We start from the raw sequence: 20,533 nt of genomic DNA on the forward strand, positions 1-20,533 counted from the left end.
TTAAACAATAATTTCATGATAGAGCAATTTAATTTCGATATCCGGCTTATATTCGCCATATTAAATGGCAAAGTTTCCGCGGCAATCAACCGTAAGCTGTACCGTAACTTCCGTCAGAACGGGCTGGAAATCAGTCCGGAACAATGGACGGTACTCATTTTTTTGTGGGAAAAAGACGGTGTTACACAACAAGAGTTGTGTAATGCAACTTTTAAAGACAAACCCAGCATGACCCGCTTGATAGACAATATGGAACGGCAGCATCTCGTTGTGCGCATTTCCGATAAAAAAGACCGCCGTACCAATTTGATCCACCTGACTAAAGACGGAAAAGAACTGGAAGAAAAAGCGCGCGTCATTGCCGGCCAGACTCTGAAAGAGGCTCTTCATGGCATCACCCTCGACGAATTGAGCATTGGGCAGGAGGTACTGAAAAAGGTATTCTATAATACGAAAGATTAAGCAGAAGAACAGATCTTAAAATCATAAAATCCACTAAATCGTGCATTTATAATGGAATTTTTATCCAAATAATTTCGCCCGTTAAAGAATTATGCTTTAATTTGTGACTGGAATATTATAATCTATTAAAATACACACGCATGAAAGGCTTATTAAAGAACTTAGGATTGATATTAATCTTGGCCGGAGTAGTCATCCTGTTGGGTTGTTCATTTACAGGTAATGTAAATAACAACGCCATTCTGGGTACTTCTGTAGTACTTGTAGTACTGGGACTCATTTCTTATATTGTTATTAATAAGAAGATCGCTGATTAATTTCGCAAAAATCAATAAAAAATCCCGGAAACGAATGTTTCCGGGATTTTTTATTTGTAGTCATCTCAAATGCGATTATTAAGATTCAACTTCCGGGGTAATCAGCTTATAGCCTTTTCCGTGGATATTGATAATCTCGATAGAATCATCTTCTTTCAGATGCTTACGTAGTTTCGTGATATACACGTCCATACTACGGGCATTGAAATAGTTATCGTCGATCCAGATCGTTTTCAAAGCAAAGTCACGTTGCAAAATCTCATTTGCATGCGCACAAAGCAATCCGAGCAGTTCAGATTCTTTGGTAGTCAGTTTAGTCTGTTTGCCTTCTGACGACAGAATTTGTTTCTGTGTATCGAAAGTAAACTTACCAATCTTATAGATATTGCTTTCTTTGTTCTTCTTTCCACGAACACGTCTCAAGATTGCTTCAATTCTGAACGTCAATTCTTCCATACTAAACGGTTTGGTGATATAATCATCCGCACCGATTTTAAATCCTTCCAGGATATCTTCTTTCAGCGTTTTAGCAGTCAGGAAGATAATAGGAATTTCAGCATTTGCTGCACGGACATCCTGTGCCAGTGTGAAGCCGTCTTTTTTAGGCATCATTACGTCAAACACGCACAAGTCATATTTATTCTTCAAGAAAGCCTTATAACCGGCTTCTCCATCAGGATATAACTCAGCAGAATAACCTTTTGCCTGTAGATATTCTCTTAAAAGCATGCCAAGATTTTCGTCATCCTCGCATAATAAAATACGCAGTTTCTCGTCCATATCAATTATTTTTTAATAAAGGTAATGCAATAATAAATTTAGTTCCCACGTTCAGGTCGCTTTCCGCCCGGATGGTTCCCTTATGATCCAATATAATTTTTCTCACATAAGCCAATCCCAGTCCAAAGCCCTTCACATCGTGCAGATTACCCGTATGTACACGATAGAACTTTTCAAATATCTTTTTCAGGTTCTCCTTTTTAATACCGATACCGTTATCCTGTATCGAAATCATCAGTTTACCCGACTCATTCCACGTTCTCACTTTCAGTTCCAGATCCTCTTCCGGTTTCTTATATTTCACCGCGTTATCCATCAGATTAAAGATTACATTCGTGATATGCATCTCATCTGCAAATATAACAGGATCGGTGGCCTCAAGGTTCGATGTTATCTTACCATTATACCGTTCCACTTTCAGCGCAAAGGTATTGACAACTCCTGAAATTAATTCATTCGCATCAATCTCCTTCATCTTCAAAGTTGCCTTCTGACGTTCGAACATCGACATCTGGAGCACCTTTTCCACCTGGAAGCGCAAGCGCTTGGTTTCATCATTTATCACTCCCGATATATGCTGGAACATCTGCGGTGATTTTCCTACCGCGGGATCTTTCAACATCTGCGCTGCCAATGAAATGGTAGATATTGGTGTTTTAAATTCGTGCGTCATATTATTGATAAAGTCATTCTTCATTTCCGTCAGTTTCTTTTGCCGGAATACGATATAAATCGTAAAGATGAATGTCACTAACAATACCAGCGTAAATATCAACGACGGAATCATGAAACTAATTGAGTCAAAGATATAATCTTTCTTACCAGGAAAGTGCACTTTCAATATGCTCATTTTTGCAGGCGGATCATTCTTGAACAATGCCTGCTGATAAGCGTCCTCACTTCCCTTTGCCTCATAATCCGCACAACGATAGACTTCCCTACCGTCTTTGTCAATCACCGTAAAGTGATAAGGCAAGTCTATACTATTATTATATAAGCTCGATTTCAGATAGTCATCCAGTTCTTTGAACCGTACTCTGTCTCCAATCGATTTGTCACTTCCCCGATAAATCATCTGCCAAGCTACTTCATCGAGTAACGCCCGTTGATACATATACCGATTCTTGATGGCTTCCACTAATGAACGCGAAGTTTCCGGAATAGTCTTTGTTCCCCTGTAAGGAGAAATCATAGCCTTTGGAAGCTCGGAGGGCTTGGTGGTCATCACTTTCAGCTCAAAATCCGAATATACCTTTCCATCCTTAGACTTCACCGTGAACCGTTGCGTTTGCTGAATCAAGTTGTCTTGTTGTATGGAAGCGTTATTCGCAATCAGTGCTTTTCTTTCCGCTTCTGAAATATCTTCGATCAACCAACGTCTGGTCTCTGCATATTCCACATCCTTGGAAACCTGATCCAGGCTATTGCGTACAGCCGAATCAAACTGCTCCTTACGGGTTTTCATCATTTCCTCAATATAACTAACCTGCAAATACAGCAGGCTAAGGAAGGAAAGCCCCATTACAATACCTAATATCCAAATTGTTGACTTCTTCATAGCAACAAAATTAACACTCCCTAATTAACACTCCTAATGCATTAACTTGATTTAACCGGAACTTCCCGGAAATTAACCGTAAGGAGCTATTTAGGTTGTATTCTGATTACTACAACAACAAAACCCCTCCTTTGGTTTGCAAATTTAATAAAAAATTAAATCTTTTCCTTGCGTTTTTCTATCTTTATTAATCATAGTTAAACAAAAACTGTCCCCTTTTACTTAAAAAAGGGAACAGTTTTAACGTTTAAGTTGATAGTTTATAACCAACAGATAGTAAATAGCGAATTTTCAATCAACTATCACATATCATTTATCAACTATCATTTATCTTTATTCTTCTACTTGCTTAGCCTCAAAGTCTTTCATCAACTTATCCTGAACATCTGCCGGAACAAGCTCATAACTAGAGAACTTCATAATAAACGAAGCACGTCCGCCGGTGAGTGAGCTAAGAGCTGTAGAGTAGGACGACATTTCTTTCAAAGGAACTTTAGCAACCAGTTTCTCAAAACCTTTTTCGCTACTCATACCCATAATCATGGCACGACGTCCCTGAAGATCTCCCATCACATCTCCCATCCTATCAGACGGAACAAACACTTCCACATCATAAATCGGTTCCAGAATTTTCGGACCGGCGTTCTTGAAGGCTTCACTAAAGGCGTTACGTCCGGCAAGCATAAAGGAGATTTCATTAGAATCTACCGGGTGCATCTTACCATCGTAAACAATGACACGCACGTCACGAGCATACGAACCCGTCAACGGACCTTGCTCCATACGAGACATAATACCTTTCATAATAGCAGGCAGGAAGCGCGCATCGATAGAACCACCGACGATACTGTTGATAAACACCAGTTTACCACCCCATTCCAATGGTATTTCTTCCGTACCTCTCACGGTAATCTTAAATTCCTGTCCATTGAACTTATACGTATCGGGCACAGGCATACCTTCTTTATAAGGTTCTACAATCAGGTGAACTTCACCAAACTGACCGGCACCACCGGATTGTTTCTTATGACGATAATCGGCGCGAGCGGCTTTTGTAATCGTTTCACGATACGGAATCTTCGGTTCTTCGTACTTCACCGGCAGTTTTTCATTATTTTCCAAACGCCATTTCAATGTACGAAGATGGAATTCTCCCTGTCCGTGTACCAAAGTCTGTTTCAACTCCTTTGACTGTTCGATCACCCAGGTAGGATCTTCCTCACGCATACGGTTCAGAATACTCATCATCTTTTCCACATCCGCTTCATTCACTGGCTTGATAGCACGGGTATATTTAGAATTCGGATATTTGATAAAGTTGAATTTATAGTCGCAATCCTTACCGTTCAGCGTATTACCGGTTTTCACATCTTTCAGTTTCACAGCAGCACCGATATCACCGGCTTGCAGTTCTTCCACCTTGACGCGGTTACCACCGGCTACCACATAAATCTGCGCAATACGTTCCTTCGAACCACGGTCGGCATTCAGCAAGTCGTCTCCTTCATGAACTTTACCGCTCATCACTTTGAAATAGGAAACTTCACCGATATGCGGCTCCACGCTGGTCTTGAAGAAATAAAGGGATTCCGGTCCGTTAGTATCCGGAGCCACTTCTTTACCTTCGGTATTCTGTACCTTCGGCATTTCAGAAACAAAAGGAACAACGTTACCCAAGAATTCCATCAAGCGGCGAACGCCCATATCCTTACCTCCACAAACGCAAAATACGGGGAACATACCTCTGGCGATCAATCCCTTACGGATACCTTCGCGCATTTCATCTTCTGTAAGAGAATCTTGTTCGAAGAATTTCTCCATCAGATTTTCATCATTCTCGGCAGCAGCTTCTACCAATGCTTTGTGCATCTCCATAGCCTTATCCATTTCTTCTGCCGGAATATCTTCGATAGTCGGAGCCCCTCCTTCGGGTTTCCACGAATATTTCTTCATCAACAGCACGTCAATCAGTGCATTAAAGCCCGGACCGGTAGCTATTGGATATTGGATAGGAACAACCTTAGAGCCATAAGCCTCTTTCAGCTGTTCGAGGATATTATCATAATCGCATTTTTCATTATCAAGCTGGTTGACTAGAAAAATAACAGGTTTATTCAGCTTTTCTGTATAACGGAAGTGATTTTGTGTACCGACTTCGACGCCGTATTGGCCATTAAGAAGAATGATTGCTGTGTCGGTCACATTTAGTGCAGTTACTGTACTGCCTACGAAGTCGTCCGATCCCGGACAGTCAATAATATTAAGTTTTTTGTTATTCCATTCTACATGGAGAACGGTGGAGAAAACGGAGTAACCATACTCTTGTTCAACAGGGAAATAATCGCTAACAGTGTTTTTTGCGGCAACAGATCCGCGACGTTTTATAACACCACTCTCGAAAAGCATCGCTTCCACGAGAGTGGTTTTCCCAGAGCCAGAACTTCCCAACAAGGCAATGTTCTTGATTTCATTAGTCTGATATACTTTCATAATATATAAGATTTTAGTAATTACTCAGTATGTTTCTCACATACCATTAATTTTGTGATGCGCAAATTAGGGATTAATTGGGGGAAAAGCAACACTTATGACGGTGTTACTAAACAATGTTATGTAACACATCTTTAACATAAACATTTTTTGCTTGCTCATAATTTAATTTCTATACGAACCGCCATTCAATAGTATATATGCATATAATATTTAGACTGCACAAACGGATTGTCCAACACCCGGGTCTCAGGCATACCGACACCCGGGTGTTGATAGTGCTGACACCCGGGTGTCAATACCAATGAGACCCGGGTGTCAGACAACTTATCTATGCAACGCCTCATAAGAATGATTTCAGTCAATAAGATTTTTTGTTATATCTGATAATAATCTTACTTTTACAGCCACTAAACTCAAACGGCACAACTATGGCAGGTATCTATCTTCATATTCCTTTTTGTAAAACACGGTGCATCTACTGCGATTTCTACTCGACCACCCGTAGCGAGCTCAAAACCCGTTATGTACGAGCACTTTGCCGGGAGTTAGCCATGCGGAAAGACTACCTGAAAGGAGAAGATATAGAAACCGTTTATTTCGGTGGCGGAACCCCGTCTCAATTGGAAAAAGAAGATTTCGAACAGATATTTGATACGATCCGGACACATTACGGATTAAGCCATTGCCAGGAAATCACATTGGAAGCCAATCCCGACGACTTGACAAGTGAATATCTGAAAATGCTTTCTTCGCTCCCTTTCAATCGTATCAGCATGGGAATACAGACTTTTGACGATCCCACTCTCAAACTATTGAAACGCCGTCACAATGCCCATACAGCTATCGAAGCTGTTCACAGATGTCGGGAAGCCGGTTTTCAAAATATAAGCATCGATCTTATCTACGGATTACCGGGAGAAACCAAAGAACGATGGGAGAATGATCTTCGTCAGGCTGTCAGTCTGAACGTGGAGCATATTTCCGCTTATCATCTGATTTACGAGGAAGATACACCTATATATAATATGTTAAAACAACATCAGATATCGGAGGTGGACGAAGATTCCAGTTTAGATTTTTTCACGTTACTGATAGAGCATCTGCAGAAAGCGGGATTTGAACATTATGAAATTTCGAATTTCTGCCGTCCGGGCAAGTACTCTCGTCACAACAGTTCCTACTGGAAAGGAATACCTTATCTGGGGTGCGGACCGTCGGCACATTCCTTTGACGGGATGACACGGGAATGGAATGTTTCTTCCATCGATACATATATAAAAGGTATAGAGGAAAACAGCCGTGCTTTCGAAATAGAGTATCTGGATCAGACGACCCGCTACAATGAATTTATTATCACTACCATACGTACTGTATGGGGAACGCCTATAGAAAAGCTGAAACAGATGTTCGGCAATGAGATGTGGGAGTATTGCCAGAGAATGGCTGCGCCTTATCTGAAAAATGGGAAACTGGAAGAACACGATGGAGCCTTACGCTTGACTCGTGAAGGTATTTTCATCTCCGACAGTATAATGAGTGATTTACTTTGGGTAGACTAACCAAACAAACAAAAAGCCGATGACCGAATCAGAAGTAAGAAAGTTATTGCGGCAAATGAAAGAACTGGATTCGCAAACTGCTTTCCGGGACTTTTACAACATGACTTACGACCGCCTCTTCCGCATAGCCTACTACTACGTGAAGCAGGAAGAATGGTCGCAGGAAATCGTTCTCGACGTATTTCTGAAACTATGGAAACAACGTAGCAATTTACTTGATGTGAGAAACATTGAAGATTATTGTTTCATTCTCGTCAAGAATGCTTCGCTCAATTATCTGGAAAAAGAATCAAAACGCACTTACATTCATCCTGATTCTCTGCCTGAGCCACAGGAACAGAGCTATTCACCGGAAGAATCACTCATTAGTGAAGAATTATTTGCTCTTTACGTAAAGGCACTCGACCGGCTTCCGGAACGTTGCAGGGAAGTATTCATTCGCATCCGCGAAGAAAAACAAAGTTATGCACAAGTAGCGGAAGAATTAGGTATCAGCATGAATACAGTGGATGCACAACTTCAGAAAGCAATCACACGACTCAAAGAAATGATTAGCCGGGCAGAAATAGATTAACAATTATTTAGAAAAAGAGCGTAGGGAGTTTCTGTCACCCTCCGGTCTTTATCAACAAATAAATCAATCACTAAAAAAGACAGAAAAATGAAAAAGCTAAATGATGCAAACATTGGAATCCTTGTTCTTCTATCAACTTGCCTGTGCCTGTTCTCATGCAACAATGACAACGACAATTTGCCCAAAGACTATGCAGGATTCGAACATTCGAAGGAAACAGTAGAATGTGAAGGAAACAAATCAGAGTGTGAATTGGAAATTAAAATTGTGGCGATGGAGAAAGCGAAAGAAGACCGGACGGTAGTACTTGCCGCACCTCCTCCGGTAACAGGGCAAGCAGCAGTCATACAACTGACGGAAAAGAAAGTAATCATCAAAGCGGGTAAGAAGTCGGCTACGACTATCATTAAAATCTATCCCAAACAGATGGTATTGAATAAACAGAATGTCACTTTATCCTGCACTCCCCAATGGAAAGAAGGAGGAATCAGCAAACTGACCATTCTGTTGAAACGAAAATAATGGATCAAGAGTAATACAGAAAAAAATATGAAACACACCGATACGGAATTAGAAGAAATACTGAATCAGCTCATTGCTTCCACGCGTTCACCGCGAGGGCGTTTTTCAGCAGCAGCCAGTTACCCGGAACTAGAAAAAAGACTGAAGTCGCATACCCGGCATCTGACTTTGATACGCACCTTCTCGGCAGCAGCGGCAGTAGCTCTACTTTGCCTATCGGTATGGACAGCTTATTTATATATGCAACCTGCTGCAATACAAACGATTTCCACTCTGGCAGAGACACGTACTGTCCGCCTCCCTGATGGTAGTTCCGTCATGCTCAACCATTATTCTTCGCTTTCTTATCCGGAAAAGTTCCAATCGGACAAACGGGAAGTGGAGCTAAATGGAGAAGCCTATTTTGAAGTAAGCAAGGACCCAAAGCATCCGTTTATCGTGCAGACTGAAACGATTGACGTTCAGGTGCTGGGAACCCATTTCAATGTAGATGCATATCATGACAATCTGGATGTAAAGACAACGTTATTGTCCGGCTCGGTAGCAGTCAGCAATAAAAGTAAATCTGTTCGTATGGTTTTGAAGCCTAACGAGATTGCTATATATAATAAGGTAGAAGAAAAACTCACCCGCAAGGTTTTAGAGAATGCAGAAGATGAAATTTCCTGGCGACAAGGAGAGTTTATATTCGACGACCTGCCTTTACAGGAGATTGCCCGCGAACTGTCCAACTCATTCGGAGCGACGATCCAAATAGCCGATACAACTTTGCAAAATTACCGGATCACAGCACGATTCCGCGATGGAGAAGATCTGGCAACTATTTTATCTGTATTACATAATGCCGGTTATTTCAACTACTCACAAAACAATAAACAGATTATTATCACTGCTAAACCAGACTAAGATGAATATAATATTCCAAGGTCGCTTCCCTGTCAGAACCATTGTTCTGATAGGGGTGGCACTCCTTATCACTACTCAAATATATGCACAAAATGCGGAAGCCCGGCTTTCGCTGACACTACGAAACGCCACACTAAAAGAATTCGTCAAGCGGATTGAAAACTCAACCGGATATTCTTTTATCTATGGCGAGGAAATTATCATCAAACATAAAATCAATTTGCAGGTAAAGAATAAGCCATTGCGTGAAATACTTGACCTCGTATTCAAGAATGAGCAGATCAGTTATCAGTTCACCGGCCGCCATATTCTACTGCAAAAGAAAAAAGAATCAAAAACCGTAGGCCGTAAGTTCACTATCAGCGGATATGTCACGGATGGAACGTCTTCCGAGACGTTGATTGGAACCAATATCATTGAGAGTCATCAGAATCAAGGAACAACCACCAATCCTTACGGTTTTTACAGCATCACTTTGCCCGAAGGAGAAACCGAACTGCGTTTCTCCTATCTGGGTTATGCCACAGAAGCGCATCATTTTACGCTCTCACAAGATACATTGCTGAATATCCGTATGCAGGGAAACACGCAGTTGCAAGAGGTAGTGATCGTTTCCGATAAAACTGAAACGGGCACCGTAGCTACCCAGATGGGCTCTATCGAAATTCCGATGACACAGATTAAAAATACGCCGAGCATACTGGGAGAAGCAGATGTCATGAAAGCCATCCAGCTGATGCCTGGCGTACAGGCAGGAGTAGACGGTTCAGCCGGACTGTATATACGCGGCGGCAGTCCGGACCAGAATCTTATTCTACTGGATGGAACTCCTGTATACAACGTAGACCACATGTTCGGATTCTTTTCGGTTTTTACTCCGGAGGCCGTCAAAAAGGTAACACTATTCAAAAGCTCCTTTCCGGCACGTTTCGGCGGACGTCTTTCTTCCGTCATTGATGTCCGCACCAATGACGGAGACATGCAGAAATACCACGGTACGCTTAGTATCGGATTACTAACCAGCAAAATCAATCTGGAAGGCCCGATTGTGAAAGGAAAAACCTCTTTCAACATTTCCGCCAGACGTTCGTATGTCGATCTCATCGCCAAGCCATTTATGCCGAATGATGAAGAATATGGTTATTACTTTTATGACATCAATGCCAAAATCAATCATAAATTCTCCGACCGGAGCCGTATCTATCTAAGCGTTTACAATGGAAAAGATCATTTTGCCGCCAATTATGATGGAGATACCGACTCCAAGGATGGAAGCACAATGAATTGGGGAAATACCATTGTTTCCGCCAGATGGAACTATATATTCAACAACCGTCTGTTCAGCAACACAACCGTCTCTTACAACAACTATTTATTCGACGTCAACTCATACAACAACAATAAATATGCCAACAGCATGGGAGCTTCGATAATCAACCGATATTCAGCCGATTATCGTTCGGGAATCAATGACTGGAGCTATCAGATCGATTTCGATTATAACCCGTCTCCCGCACACCACATTAAATTTGGTACAGGATATATCTATCATCGGTTCCGTCCGGAGGTCATGACATCCAAAATCTCCGAAAAAACAGGAGACAAAGTAGATCGCGACACCACTTACCACAGCATCGCCAACAGCCGGATTTACGGACATGAGCTATCGGCTTACCTGGAAGACAACATCAAGGTGAATGACCGTCTACGTCTGAATCTCGGATTACACTTCTCCTTGTTTCAGGTACAGAAGCAGAGTTATTCTTCTTTGCAGCCACGAGTTTCCGCCCGTTATCAACTAGGGAAAGACGTAACTCTGAAAGCCTCTTATACACAAATGAGCCAATACGTACATCTGTTATCATCCATGCCAATCGCAATGCCTACGGACTTATGGGTTCCCGTGACTAAAAAAATCAAACCGATGCGCTCTCACCAATATTCATTAGGCGGATACTATACGGGAATCGAGGGATGGGAATTCTCGGTAGAAGGCTATTATAAAGATATGTATAATGTATTGGAGTATAAGGAAGGAGTCAGCTTCTTCGGTTCTTCTGCCGGTTGGGAAAATAAAGTGGAAATGGGCAAGGGACGTTCGGCAGGTATTGAGTTTATGGCACAGAAGACACTTGGAAGAACGACGGGATGGCTGTCCTACACTTTGTCCAAAAGTGATCGTCAGTTTGCCAAAGGCGGTATCAACAACGGTGAACGGTTTCCATATAAATATGACCGAAGACACAATATCAACCTGACAATCAACCATAAGTTCAGCGAACGTATCGACATCGGTGCTTCCTGGGTGTTTTATACAGGTGGAACAAGTACAATCCCTGAAGAGAAAACCGCTGTCATCCGTCCTAGCGATGGCACAAACAACGGATTTGGAGGAGGATATGGATATGGAGATTATTTTGATTCAGGCATAACTTCACCCACCATCGGAGAAGCTTCGTATGTGGAGCATCGTAATAATTACCGGTTACCAGCCAGTCACCGGTTGAATGTGGGAGTCAATTTCAACAAAAAGACCAAACATGGTATGCGTACCTGGAATATCAGTCTGTATAATGCATATAATGCGATGAATCCTACCTTCGTATATCGCAGCACCAGCAAAAACGATCCCTACAAACCGATTATCAAGAAGTATACTATACTTCCATTAATTCCATCATTCACTTACACTTATAAATTCTAAACCCATTATGAGAACTCGTATATATTATCCATTTATCCTGTTAATAGCATTACTGACAACAGTATCTTGCGAAAACGAACTCCCGTTTAGTGTAAAGGACAATCCCCCCAAACTAGTGATGAACGCACTAATCAACGCAGATAGTCTGACCAATGTTCTTTACCTCAATTTCACGGGAAGAGGATATGCCACTCATGCAGAAAAAGCCACCGTGGAAGTACGTGTTAACGGACAGTTGTCAGAAAGTTTACGTCCGCTCCCACCCCAGGCGGAAGGAGATATGCAATGCCGCTTCAACATTTCCGGCAAGTTCTCTCCCGGAGATGTAGTACGTATCGACGCTCTCACTGACGACGGACAGTATCACGCATGGGCTGAAGTTACCGTTCCACAGCGTCCCCACGAAATAACTGATATCGATACGGTCACTGTTCCACTGACACAGTATTATTATACACAGAATTATCTCCGATATAAAATCAACATCAAAGATCGCCCCAACGAAAATAATTTCTATCGACTTATCATGGATAAGCAAATGACAGTGAAAGACTATAATAATGAAATAGGCGAATATGTCACTCAAACCACACACCGTTATCATTTTATATCTCGCGAAGATGTTGTGTTGACGGACGGACAGCCTACCAACAGCGATGACGAAGATAATGGCATGTTCGACACTGTAAAGAATATATATGGGGTGTTTGACGACTCACGATTCAAAAATACATCTTATACCATGACAGTTTACAACCAGACAAATGTTGAGGGGCTTTCCAAATATGGAACGAATGTAAAGATGGATATTATTGTGCGTCTGTTAAGCATTACAGAAACCGAATATTACTATCTGAAAGCACTCAACCTGGCAGATTCCGACGCTTATGATGAGACAATAAACGAACCAATCAAATATCCCGGCAATGTGCACGGAGGGGTCGGGATTGTCGGGATCAGTACGGAGACAAGCAAAATCATTCATATAGAAAAGCCATGGATATGAAAACTCATCACCTACTATTTATACTCATCGCATTACCGCTGTTCTGTTCCTGCCGAAGCAACCGGAGTATGCTAAGGGAGATACAAGCCTTAAAATCCAGCTTGTATTACGAGCTCACTTCTCCTATCTATCAGGAGAAAGCAGATCAAACCGTATATCTGGACTTCATCGACTACTCCAACATGGATTATTACACCAGCGTGAAACGCAAAAAGTCTGCATATATTCCGCTACTGCTATATAACTACGAGGGTGAGCTTTTCCATCTTCGGTTAGGAGAGTCTTCTCTCACCCAACTCTATCGGGAATTTCTGACGGAGGCACTGCTTACCGAATGTAACAGTAGCACCTGCTGTCATCTGATAGATAATCAGAAAGGAAAAATGATTCCCGATTCCGCCTATCGGCTGGAAGTAAAAATCAGAAAGAATGAGACGTGTGCCAGAATCAAACTCAACCAGTCAAGTATCCCTTGGTTTGAGGGAGAAATGTTGGAGGTTGTCAATAACAAAATTCGCCCGGCAGCTTCCAGTCTTGCCATTTCTATCCGCCTCACTCAAAAGGAAGATTGCCTGCTTGATAAAACCTACTCTACAGAATATCAGCAAACTACCAAAGCGCAAAGATTCGAAGATTCACCGTCCGCCAATGCCGCTTGCCTGGATGATATGACCGAATGTTTGTCAATGGCTACGAAAGAAATCGTGGAGGAGATTAGTCGGGATATACATTTAATACTATCTTTGCAGCCAAAAAGCAGACACTAACTATGTTTATCATTATTGGAATTATGCTGACAGGCATGCTTCTTGGCTACTTGTTGCGCAGTAAAAGACTATCATGGATACACAGGATAATTACTCTTCTTATATGGATTCTCCTCTTTCTTCTCGGAATAGATGTAGGAGGTAACGAATCTATTATCAAAGGTTTGCATACTCTCGGACTGGAAGCTATTATCATCACGGTAGCTGCCGTTGCAGGAAGTACGTTATGCGCCTGGGGATTATGGTACCTATTATATAAATGGAATGGAGGAAAGGAGACAAAAGCATGAAAGGTAGTTTGATTATCGTCTCTTTCTTCATTATCGGTACTCTTTGTGGAGTTTATCATCTTATTCCATACGACTTCACCGACAGCAAGCTCAGTTACTATGCCCTCTGCGGACTCATGTTCTGCGTAGGCATCAGTATCGGCAACGATCCGAATACTTTGAAGAGTTTTCGCTCCCTGAATCCGCGGCTTGTATTCCTTCCCATCATGACGATCATTGGCACATTAGCAGGTTGCGCCGTAGCAGGAGCCTTTATGAGCCAACGAGGTCCTTTAGACTGTATGGCAGTCGGAGCCGGATTTGGCTATTATTCACTTTCCAGCATTTTCATTACCGAATACAAAGGTCCCGAATTGGGAACTATTGCGTTACTTTCCAATATCATGCGTGAAATCATCGCTTTGCTGTGTGCGCCATTATTAGTGAAGTATTTCGGAAAGCTAGCCCCTATTTCTGTTGGTGGAGCCACTACAATGGATACCACTCTTCCTATTATTACCCGATATTCGGGAAAAGAATTTGTAATCATTTCCATTTTCCATGGTTTTGTTGTTGATTTCAGTGTTCCTTTCCTAGTCACGTTCCTTTGCTCAATATCATTTTAATAGGAATAAATCCTAAAAAGCAGATTATTTCCACTATCGTTTTCGCACACGTATTACAAATATGTTTCATAAAGAACCGTTTTTGTATCATAAAGCATATCATCTCTTGACTTACATCAAGAAATGAGGCTAAATAGAATCTTTTCCTTTTCTTTATTTTTATGCTATAAAACATATTCTTATATTTGCATAGGTAAAAAGAAAAAACTAAGCGCTTAGACTAATTTTCAATAGGTATTAGATTTGTTTTTAGGAATAGTTTTTAGGTATAACAATTAAAAAAGTAGGTATTATGAAACGTTTAGGATTAACATTAGTGGCAGCGCTCTGCCTTGCTGCTACAACATTTGCAGCCGGAAATCAACCTACAACTGCAAAATGGGAAGGTAACATCAATGTTAGTAAATTAGGTAAATATTTGAACTTGAATTCAGTTCAGAGTGAAGAGGTTGCAAACATCTGCGATTATTTCTCCGAACAGATGTCAAGAGCCACAACAGCAAAGAAAGATAAAGAAGCTAAATTGCGTAACGCTGTTTATGGTAACTTGAAGCTGATGAGAAAGACTCTTAGTGCTGAACAGTATGCCAAGTATGCCGCATTGATGAACATCACTTTACAGAATAAAGGTATTGAACTGAATAAGTAAAATGAGTAATATGCAAAAGAGAGAGAGGGTGGAAGCCAGTTTGGGCTTCCACTTTTTTTATCCCATTATTTAATAGTCACCATCGTAGCTCCAAATCCATATTCCTGGAAAGAAGCATCCTGATAACGGCAATTACTATATTTCCGTTTCAATTCATCAACGATAGCTTTCCGAAGCACACCATCTCCTTTGCCGTGAATAAAGACAATCTTCTGCTCACGTTTGTTCTTATAGACTTCCATCACTTCGCGAAACTTATCCAATTGATAGTTCAGTATTTCAGCATTACCCATTCCTTGAGTATCATCCAGTAGAGAGTCGATATGAAGATCTATTTCAACAATCTCACTCTTTCCACCATGAGCATGATTCGGTTTCACAATAGGTTGTGATCTGGGCTTATCTACAGATTTCTTCTGCAGCAAAGCCTCTTGAAGTTCTTCTGCCGAAACATATACTTGCTTGGTAGGCATATCATCTTTCACAATGTCATAAATCAACGCCGGTTCTTCGAAGAAATCAGAGTCGCTAAAGGTATGAAGTTTATAGAACTTCACGGTATCAATCCGTATTTCCACACTGACAGCCGGTTTGATAGCCGCAGGCTTACCATCTTTGAAAGCAATCAACTGAACGGCCACCCGCTCCATATCATTCAGTACATCTTTTGTAAACTCCTCTAACAGCAATTTCGTATTAGGTTCCACCAACCCGTGCGAACGGTTCTTCCAGGCTTTTCCTTCTGCACTCAAATAAGTGTAATACAAATAATAATTGCTATCATTTACCAAATAAGTCTCGAAAGGAGTAGTCATCATAGCCTTTGCATCTTCAGGCACATAAGCCAGAAATACATTCAGCGTATCTCCCCCCTTCACTTCCGGCTGGCGTTGAATGACGGGCATCTCCGGTTTTACCGGTTTAGCAGGTCCCTCTTGTTTCGGAGCAGAAGAAGTCGGTTTACGCTTCAAATTATAGTCATCCGTTTCAATCACTACACACTCACGTATCGGCATCGGAATATCAAATCCATCCGCATCTTCCACCAACACAAAATCCTTTCCCTGGAATCCAGTTACGATTCCACCGCCTACCTCACTAAGAAAGCGTACTTTATCTCCTATTTTCATTATTGTATATCCAATTAAAATTCAAACTCAAAAAAACGAGTAACAAAGATAGAGATTTCTATGAAATTAAATGGAGATTCGGTTCTAAAAACAAACCGTCTGCCTTTATTCCTCTTTTTATTGTAACTTTGCACCCGACGAAATACCAAACATATAATCTAAAATTCACCATTAACGACGAAAACCGATGAAAGAACTTATTAAAGTCATTGCTTTTGATGCAGACGATACCTTGTGGAGCAATGAACCTTTTTTCCAGGAAATAGAGAAACAATATACAGACCTATTAAAGCCTTATGGCACTTCTGAAGATATTTCAGCCGCTTTATTTCAAACAGAAATGAATAATCTGAAATATCTTGGCTATGGAGCCAAAGCCTTCACCATTTCTATGGTAGAGACAGCTTTGCATGTGAGTGGACAAAAGATTTCAGGTACAGACATCCAACATATTATTGAATTAGGCAAATCATTACTGAAAATGCCAATTGAACTATTGCCGGGAGTAAAAGAAACGCTTAAAGTATTGAAAGAGAAAGGTAAATACAAATTAGTAGTTGCCACTAAAGGAGACTTACTCGATCAGGAGAATAAGCTGGAACGTTCCGGATTAGCCTCTTATTTCGATCACATTGAAGTGATGTCCGATAAAACAGAGAAAGAATATCAACGAATGTTGAATATCTTACAGATTGCTCCTTCCGAATTTGTCATGATTGGCAATTCTCTGAAATCGGACATTCAACCTGTTCTATCGCTGGGAGGATATGGTATACATATTCCTTTTGAAGTGATGTGGAAACACGAAGTAGTAGACACATTCACACATGACCATCTGATACAGGTGAAAAGAGTTGATGAGTTACTGACGTTGTTTTAAGTAATTTCTCTTCTTGATTACAACAGTTTCATCAATTCAGCCGCCCGGCATGCTTCTATCGAATTCCCGACAGAAAGTTTCTCCAAAATATTCTGTCGGTGCCGGTTGACTGTATTCACACTGATATAAAGGGTTGTTGCAATCTCCTTACTTGATAGTCCTTTACGTATACAGCGAAGTATTTCCTTTTCACGTTCGGACAATATATTACGATGTTCCTCCGATAAGAAAAGTGTTTCTACCTCTCCACGTTCCATATGAGTAATGGTAGGGTATATACCTTGCTCTGTCCGTTGGTCTGCCGACAGGGAATAAAGACAAAAGATCAGCCATGCACTCCCCGAAGGAGTATTTTCCATAATCTGCACTAAGTTATCAATATACTGATACACTCCTTTCTCATTCATCATACGTATTCTGCATCTTCCCCGGTATTTCAGCCGTTCATCAAAAGGCATTGCAAAGGTTTTCTGGAAAAACTTATATTCTAACAAACGCTTTTCTACCAAATCTTCGGGATGAATACGCCGGTAAATACAATCTTCATCCATAGAATCAATTACACTCAAAGCAGCTTCTTCGGGAGTCAACCCCAAAAAATGTGCCCACGGATGAACGGCAATATAACTCTTCCTGTTCGAAAGATCTGAAATTACAGCACACCCGCCATTAATCTCTGTCAATGAATGAATAAAACGTCGATGCTGCTCTACAACCCCATTATCCAATGTTTCATCAGTGATCGGTTGCGTTGCATAAACTTCATCTATTTCCTTTTGTAATACGTCCATTCGATAAAATGGTTATTATTCAGTATTGTTACACACGGCGGCTTGCGCTATCTTTGCACCACAAAGATAATCAAATAAGAAATAATCATGAAATATTTAAAAATCAAAATCATGTCAATAGCCTTTATGGCAATAGCAACTTCTTCTATGGGACAAAGTTTGAATAAAATGAACTGGCTGAATGAGCCTCAACAATGGGAAATAAAAGATGGTAAAACTTTAGTGATGGACGTTCCAGCAAAAACTGACTTCTGGCGGATTTCTCATTATGGATTTACCGTAGACGACGGTCCTTTCTATTATGCCACTTACGGTGGAGAATTCGAAGCCAAAGTAAAGATAACCGGCAATTACGTAACAACTTTCGACCAAATGGGATTAATGCTGCGCATCGACCATGAAAACTGGATCAAAGCAGGTGTGGAATATGTGAATGGCAAACAGAATGTGAGTGCTGTTGTAACGCATCGGACTAGCGATTGGAGTGTAGTGCAGTTGCCGGATGCTCCCCGTTCTATATGGATAAAAGCAATCCGCCGCTTGGATGCAGTAGAAATATTTTTCTCACGTGACGATAAAGAATATATTATGATGCGCACTTGTTGGTTGCAAGATAATTGCCCTGTCATGGTTGGGGTGATGGGAGCTTGTCCGGACGGGAAAGGCTTCACCGCTACATTCGAAGAATTTAAAGTGACTCCATTAGCCGATCAACGAAGACTGGAATGGGCCAAAAAACAAATGAATAAATAGGTACTTCACATATATAGGTTGTTTTACCTGACTAAAGCATAGCTTTAGGGAATGAAAAGCATAGCTTTAGCCAGTCTAAAGCTATGCTTTTGAGAGTTAATAAGACATTTTTTCATATTATTTCCAAAATCGTATATACCTGTCCTTTTCACGGTTCAAAGCAACTTCATCGACACAATCATCCAGCCGGAACCATGAATGTTCTATGAACGAGCCTCCTTTTTTAACAGATTTATCCCAGTTTCCTATCACCTGCCCCTCATGAAGAACAATCGGATAAAACAGACCATTATTCGTAAATGCTTTTGCATAATGCTCTTTAGGCAAAACATCTGTCCGGTCTTTATACCCAAGCAAATATTCATCATAAGAAGGAAGAAGATGTAAACTTCCGGAGACTTTTCCGCGAGTCCGGCAATCTTCATGAATATACCATGTCTGTCCATTCCATTCTTCCGCAGTCAATTCTGAATCAATCAGATAGATAGCTTGCCGTGCTTCGGTAACAGGCAGTCCCGACCACCAGACAAAATCTTGCAAAACAGCGGGAGCATGACTCCGAAAATAGCTTCTGGCCAAACGAGCCAAAGATTCATCTTTTGTCAATTCAGACATTGGCGGGACACGTTCTTCCAAAAGCGCATACGTGCATTTACTTCCTTTATCTTCTCCACTACAGACAATACCTACCTGTTCTGCTCGTGCCATAAAGCGGGTCATACGATGATTATCCGCCACAATTCCCGAACGACTAAAATGTTCAGCAATCTCCTGCCTTGTCAGACTTTTGTTTCCACTAAGAATCTTTTCCAGTAACCGATAGCTTTTCGCATAAAGTTCTTCTGAAATATCCAGATCATGTCCTTTCGCATAAGATTCATTGGCAGCTATCACACGCTCGGCAGAAAGTTTCAACATCCATCGGATATCCTCTGCCGCTACCAGATGCCATGTCGGACGCATTACATGGGTCCGCAAAATCTCACCCTCGCGTAGTGCTTTCTCCACAGTCTGAATCGTTGCCGACTTCAAACGCATTCCTACTGCCCACTTTACCATGGAATAATTCTGTGCCTGTATGGCTCCCATCCATGACACAAGTTCCTTCGGTTGAGAGAAAAGAGGACTTAACAACTGTTGGTTGAGTAAACGTATATTCGATATTTTCATTTCAATTTATTACCTTTTTTATCAATATAAAACCAATGATCGCTTTGCCATGTCCAATGCTCCCCATAATCATCCATTGCCTTCTTTGCCCCGGTATAGGTCACTTCGGCCTTCCCGTCTTTAAAAGGAAAAACGAAAGCAAACTGCGGTTGGATGACGACATTCCCCAAAGTATCGGCAAATCCCATCAGCATCTCATCGTTTATGATACGAAAAAGCCCTTCCTCTACATAGTCCGGCCCATTATCAAAGCTAAAGGTATAAAAAAGTTTTTCTCCTTTATTGTTGATCGTTGTCCATCCGGGGGTATGAGGTTCCACTACAAAACCGATATGCCGTATGGTATCACTCCCTCCATAATGATATTTACCAAAAGGAATCACCGTATCACCTCGTTCATTCAAATAACAGACAGAAGAGCCTAATTCCGGAAATTCTGTTGACGTATAAGCGATAAGGATTGCATGATCCGACTGTTTCTGACCGTCCAAACATCCAGTCGTAAAAATACAAAACAATAAGGCATACAAGGATTTTATTTTCATGAGCTTATTATTAGTATATTGCAAATATAAAATTTCTTTCCAAACAAACCATTGTTAATAATAAAAAGAATA

Annotated in this window: 21 protein-coding genes; 14 read left to right on the forward strand and 7 right to left on the reverse strand. The window is 41.1% G+C overall.

Annotated elements, in window-relative coordinates; genetic code table 11:
• Window positions 1-15: 15 nt before the first annotated feature.
• Together NQ505_RS00105 and NQ505_RS00110 are read left to right on the forward strand one after the other, a co-directional pair.
• Window positions 16-462, forward strand: coding sequence for a MarR family winged helix-turn-helix transcriptional regulator (locus NQ505_RS00105; protein ID WP_004299328.1), 447 nt, complete (start codon window positions 16-18; stop codon window positions 460-462).
• A gap of 140 nt (window positions 463-602) precedes the next feature.
• The gene (locus NQ505_RS00110; protein WP_004326214.1) at window positions 603-779 is read left to right on the forward strand and encodes a hypothetical protein; all 177 of its coding nucleotides are present in this window, start codon (window positions 603-605) and stop codon (window positions 777-779) included.
• A gap of 78 nt (window positions 780-857) precedes the next feature.
• On the opposite strand, the gene NQ505_RS00115 is transcribed toward NQ505_RS00110, so the two are convergent.
• The 3 genes from NQ505_RS00115 to NQ505_RS00125 form a co-directional block, all read right to left on the reverse strand.
• Window positions 858-1,559 (reverse strand): response regulator transcription factor, encoded by a 702-nt coding sequence (locus NQ505_RS00115; protein WP_004299326.1) that lies wholly within the window; start codon window positions 1,557-1,559, stop codon window positions 858-860.
• Between the two features lies 1 nt (window position 1,560).
• Entirely contained in the window at window positions 1,561-3,117 is a 1,557-nt protein-coding gene (locus NQ505_RS00120; protein ID WP_004306607.1) for a sensor histidine kinase, read from the reverse strand.
• Window positions 3,118-3,450: 333 nt separating this feature from the next.
• Complete coding sequence (locus NQ505_RS00125) at window positions 3,451-5,607, reverse strand: elongation factor G (RefSeq protein ID WP_004306606.1); 2,157 nt, start codon at window positions 5,605-5,607, stop codon at window positions 3,451-3,453.
• Window positions 5,608-6,038: 431 nt separating this feature from the next.
• On the opposite strand from NQ505_RS00125, the gene hemW reads away from it, so the two are divergent.
• The 10 genes from hemW (at window position 6,039) to NQ505_RS00175 (ending at window position 15,192) form a co-directional block, all read left to right on the forward strand.
• Window positions 6,039-7,169, forward strand: a complete 1,131-nt coding sequence (hemW, locus tag NQ505_RS00130; protein ID WP_008998906.1) for a radical SAM family heme chaperone HemW — start codon at window positions 6,039-6,041, stop codon at window positions 7,167-7,169.
• Between the two features lie 19 nt (window positions 7,170-7,188).
• Window positions 7,189-7,743: an RNA polymerase sigma-70 factor gene (locus tag NQ505_RS00135; protein ID WP_008998907.1), complete on the forward strand. Its 555-nt coding sequence runs from the start codon at window positions 7,189-7,191 to the stop codon at window positions 7,741-7,743.
• Between the two features lie 87 nt (window positions 7,744-7,830).
• On the forward strand, window positions 7,831-8,265 hold the full coding sequence (locus NQ505_RS00140) for a hypothetical protein (protein ID WP_004299320.1): 435 nt from the start codon (window positions 7,831-7,833) through the stop codon (window positions 8,263-8,265).
• A gap of 27 nt (window positions 8,266-8,292) precedes the next feature.
• Window positions 8,293-9,171 (forward strand): FecR family protein, encoded by an 879-nt coding sequence (locus NQ505_RS00145; RefSeq protein ID WP_004326220.1) that lies wholly within the window; start codon window positions 8,293-8,295, stop codon window positions 9,169-9,171.
• Between the two features lies 1 nt (window position 9,172).
• Window positions 9,173-11,875: a TonB-dependent receptor gene (locus NQ505_RS00150; protein ID WP_008998908.1), complete on the forward strand. Its 2,703-nt coding sequence runs from the start codon at window positions 9,173-9,175 to the stop codon at window positions 11,873-11,875.
• 7 nt (window positions 11,876-11,882) lie between these two features.
• Window positions 11,883-12,881: a DUF4249 domain-containing protein gene (locus tag NQ505_RS00155; protein ID WP_004299317.1), complete on the forward strand. Its 999-nt coding sequence runs from the start codon at window positions 11,883-11,885 to the stop codon at window positions 12,879-12,881.
• Entirely contained in the window at window positions 12,878-13,648 is a 771-nt protein-coding gene (locus NQ505_RS00160) for a hypothetical protein (RefSeq protein ID WP_032853529.1), read from the forward strand. Before NQ505_RS00155 ends, NQ505_RS00160 begins: the two co-directional genes overlap by 4 nt.
• Before the next feature lie 2 nt (window positions 13,649-13,650).
• Window positions 13,651-13,938, forward strand: coding sequence for a LysO family transporter (locus tag NQ505_RS00165; protein WP_004299315.1), 288 nt, complete (start codon window positions 13,651-13,653; stop codon window positions 13,936-13,938).
• The gene (locus NQ505_RS00170; protein WP_004326224.1) at window positions 13,935-14,543 is read left to right on the forward strand and encodes a lysine exporter LysO family protein; all 609 of its coding nucleotides are present in this window, start codon (window positions 13,935-13,937) and stop codon (window positions 14,541-14,543) included. Before NQ505_RS00165 ends, NQ505_RS00170 begins: the two co-directional genes overlap by 4 nt.
• A gap of 292 nt (window positions 14,544-14,835) precedes the next feature.
• The gene (locus NQ505_RS00175) at window positions 14,836-15,192 is read left to right on the forward strand and encodes a hypothetical protein (RefSeq protein WP_004299310.1); all 357 of its coding nucleotides are present in this window, start codon (window positions 14,836-14,838) and stop codon (window positions 15,190-15,192) included.
• 65 nt (window positions 15,193-15,257) lie between these two features.
• Here the strand turns inward: NQ505_RS00175 and NQ505_RS00180 are convergent, their stop codons facing one another.
• Window positions 15,258-16,322 (reverse strand): DUF2027 domain-containing protein, encoded by a 1,065-nt coding sequence (locus NQ505_RS00180; RefSeq protein ID WP_004306598.1) that lies wholly within the window; start codon window positions 16,320-16,322, stop codon window positions 15,258-15,260.
• Between the two features lie 187 nt (window positions 16,323-16,509).
• Here NQ505_RS00180 and NQ505_RS00185 point away from each other — a divergent pair, with 187 nt between their 5' ends.
• Window positions 16,510-17,202, forward strand: coding sequence for an HAD family hydrolase (locus NQ505_RS00185; RefSeq protein ID WP_008998910.1), 693 nt, complete (start codon window positions 16,510-16,512; stop codon window positions 17,200-17,202).
• Window positions 17,203-17,219: 17 nt separating this feature from the next.
• Here the strand turns inward: NQ505_RS00185 and NQ505_RS00190 are convergent, their stop codons facing one another.
• Complete coding sequence (locus NQ505_RS00190) at window positions 17,220-17,993, reverse strand: response regulator transcription factor (RefSeq protein ID WP_008998911.1); 774 nt, start codon at window positions 17,991-17,993, stop codon at window positions 17,220-17,222.
• 111 nt (window positions 17,994-18,104) lie between these two features.
• On the opposite strand from NQ505_RS00190, the gene NQ505_RS00195 reads away from it, so the two are divergent.
• Window positions 18,105-18,746, forward strand: a complete 642-nt coding sequence (locus NQ505_RS00195; protein ID WP_008998912.1) for a DUF1349 domain-containing protein — start codon at window positions 18,105-18,107, stop codon at window positions 18,744-18,746.
• Between the two features lie 117 nt (window positions 18,747-18,863).
• Here NQ505_RS00195 and NQ505_RS00200 read toward each other — a convergent pair whose 3' ends face one another.
• Window positions 18,864-19,916: a winged helix DNA-binding domain-containing protein gene (locus NQ505_RS00200; RefSeq protein ID WP_008998913.1), complete on the reverse strand. Its 1,053-nt coding sequence runs from the start codon at window positions 19,914-19,916 to the stop codon at window positions 18,864-18,866.
• Window positions 19,913-20,461 carry a WG repeat-containing protein gene (locus NQ505_RS00205; protein WP_008998914.1) on the reverse strand — a complete coding sequence of 183 codons (549 nt, stop codon included), beginning with the start codon at window positions 20,459-20,461 and terminating at the stop codon, window positions 19,913-19,915. The genes NQ505_RS00200 and NQ505_RS00205 overlap by 4 nt, the downstream gene beginning before the upstream one ends.
• Between the last annotated feature and the right edge of the window lie 72 nt (window positions 20,462-20,533).

Source organism: Bacteroides sp. D2 (assembly GCF_025147085.1).
Classification (GTDB): Bacteria; Bacteroidota; Bacteroidia; order Bacteroidales; family Bacteroidaceae; genus Bacteroides.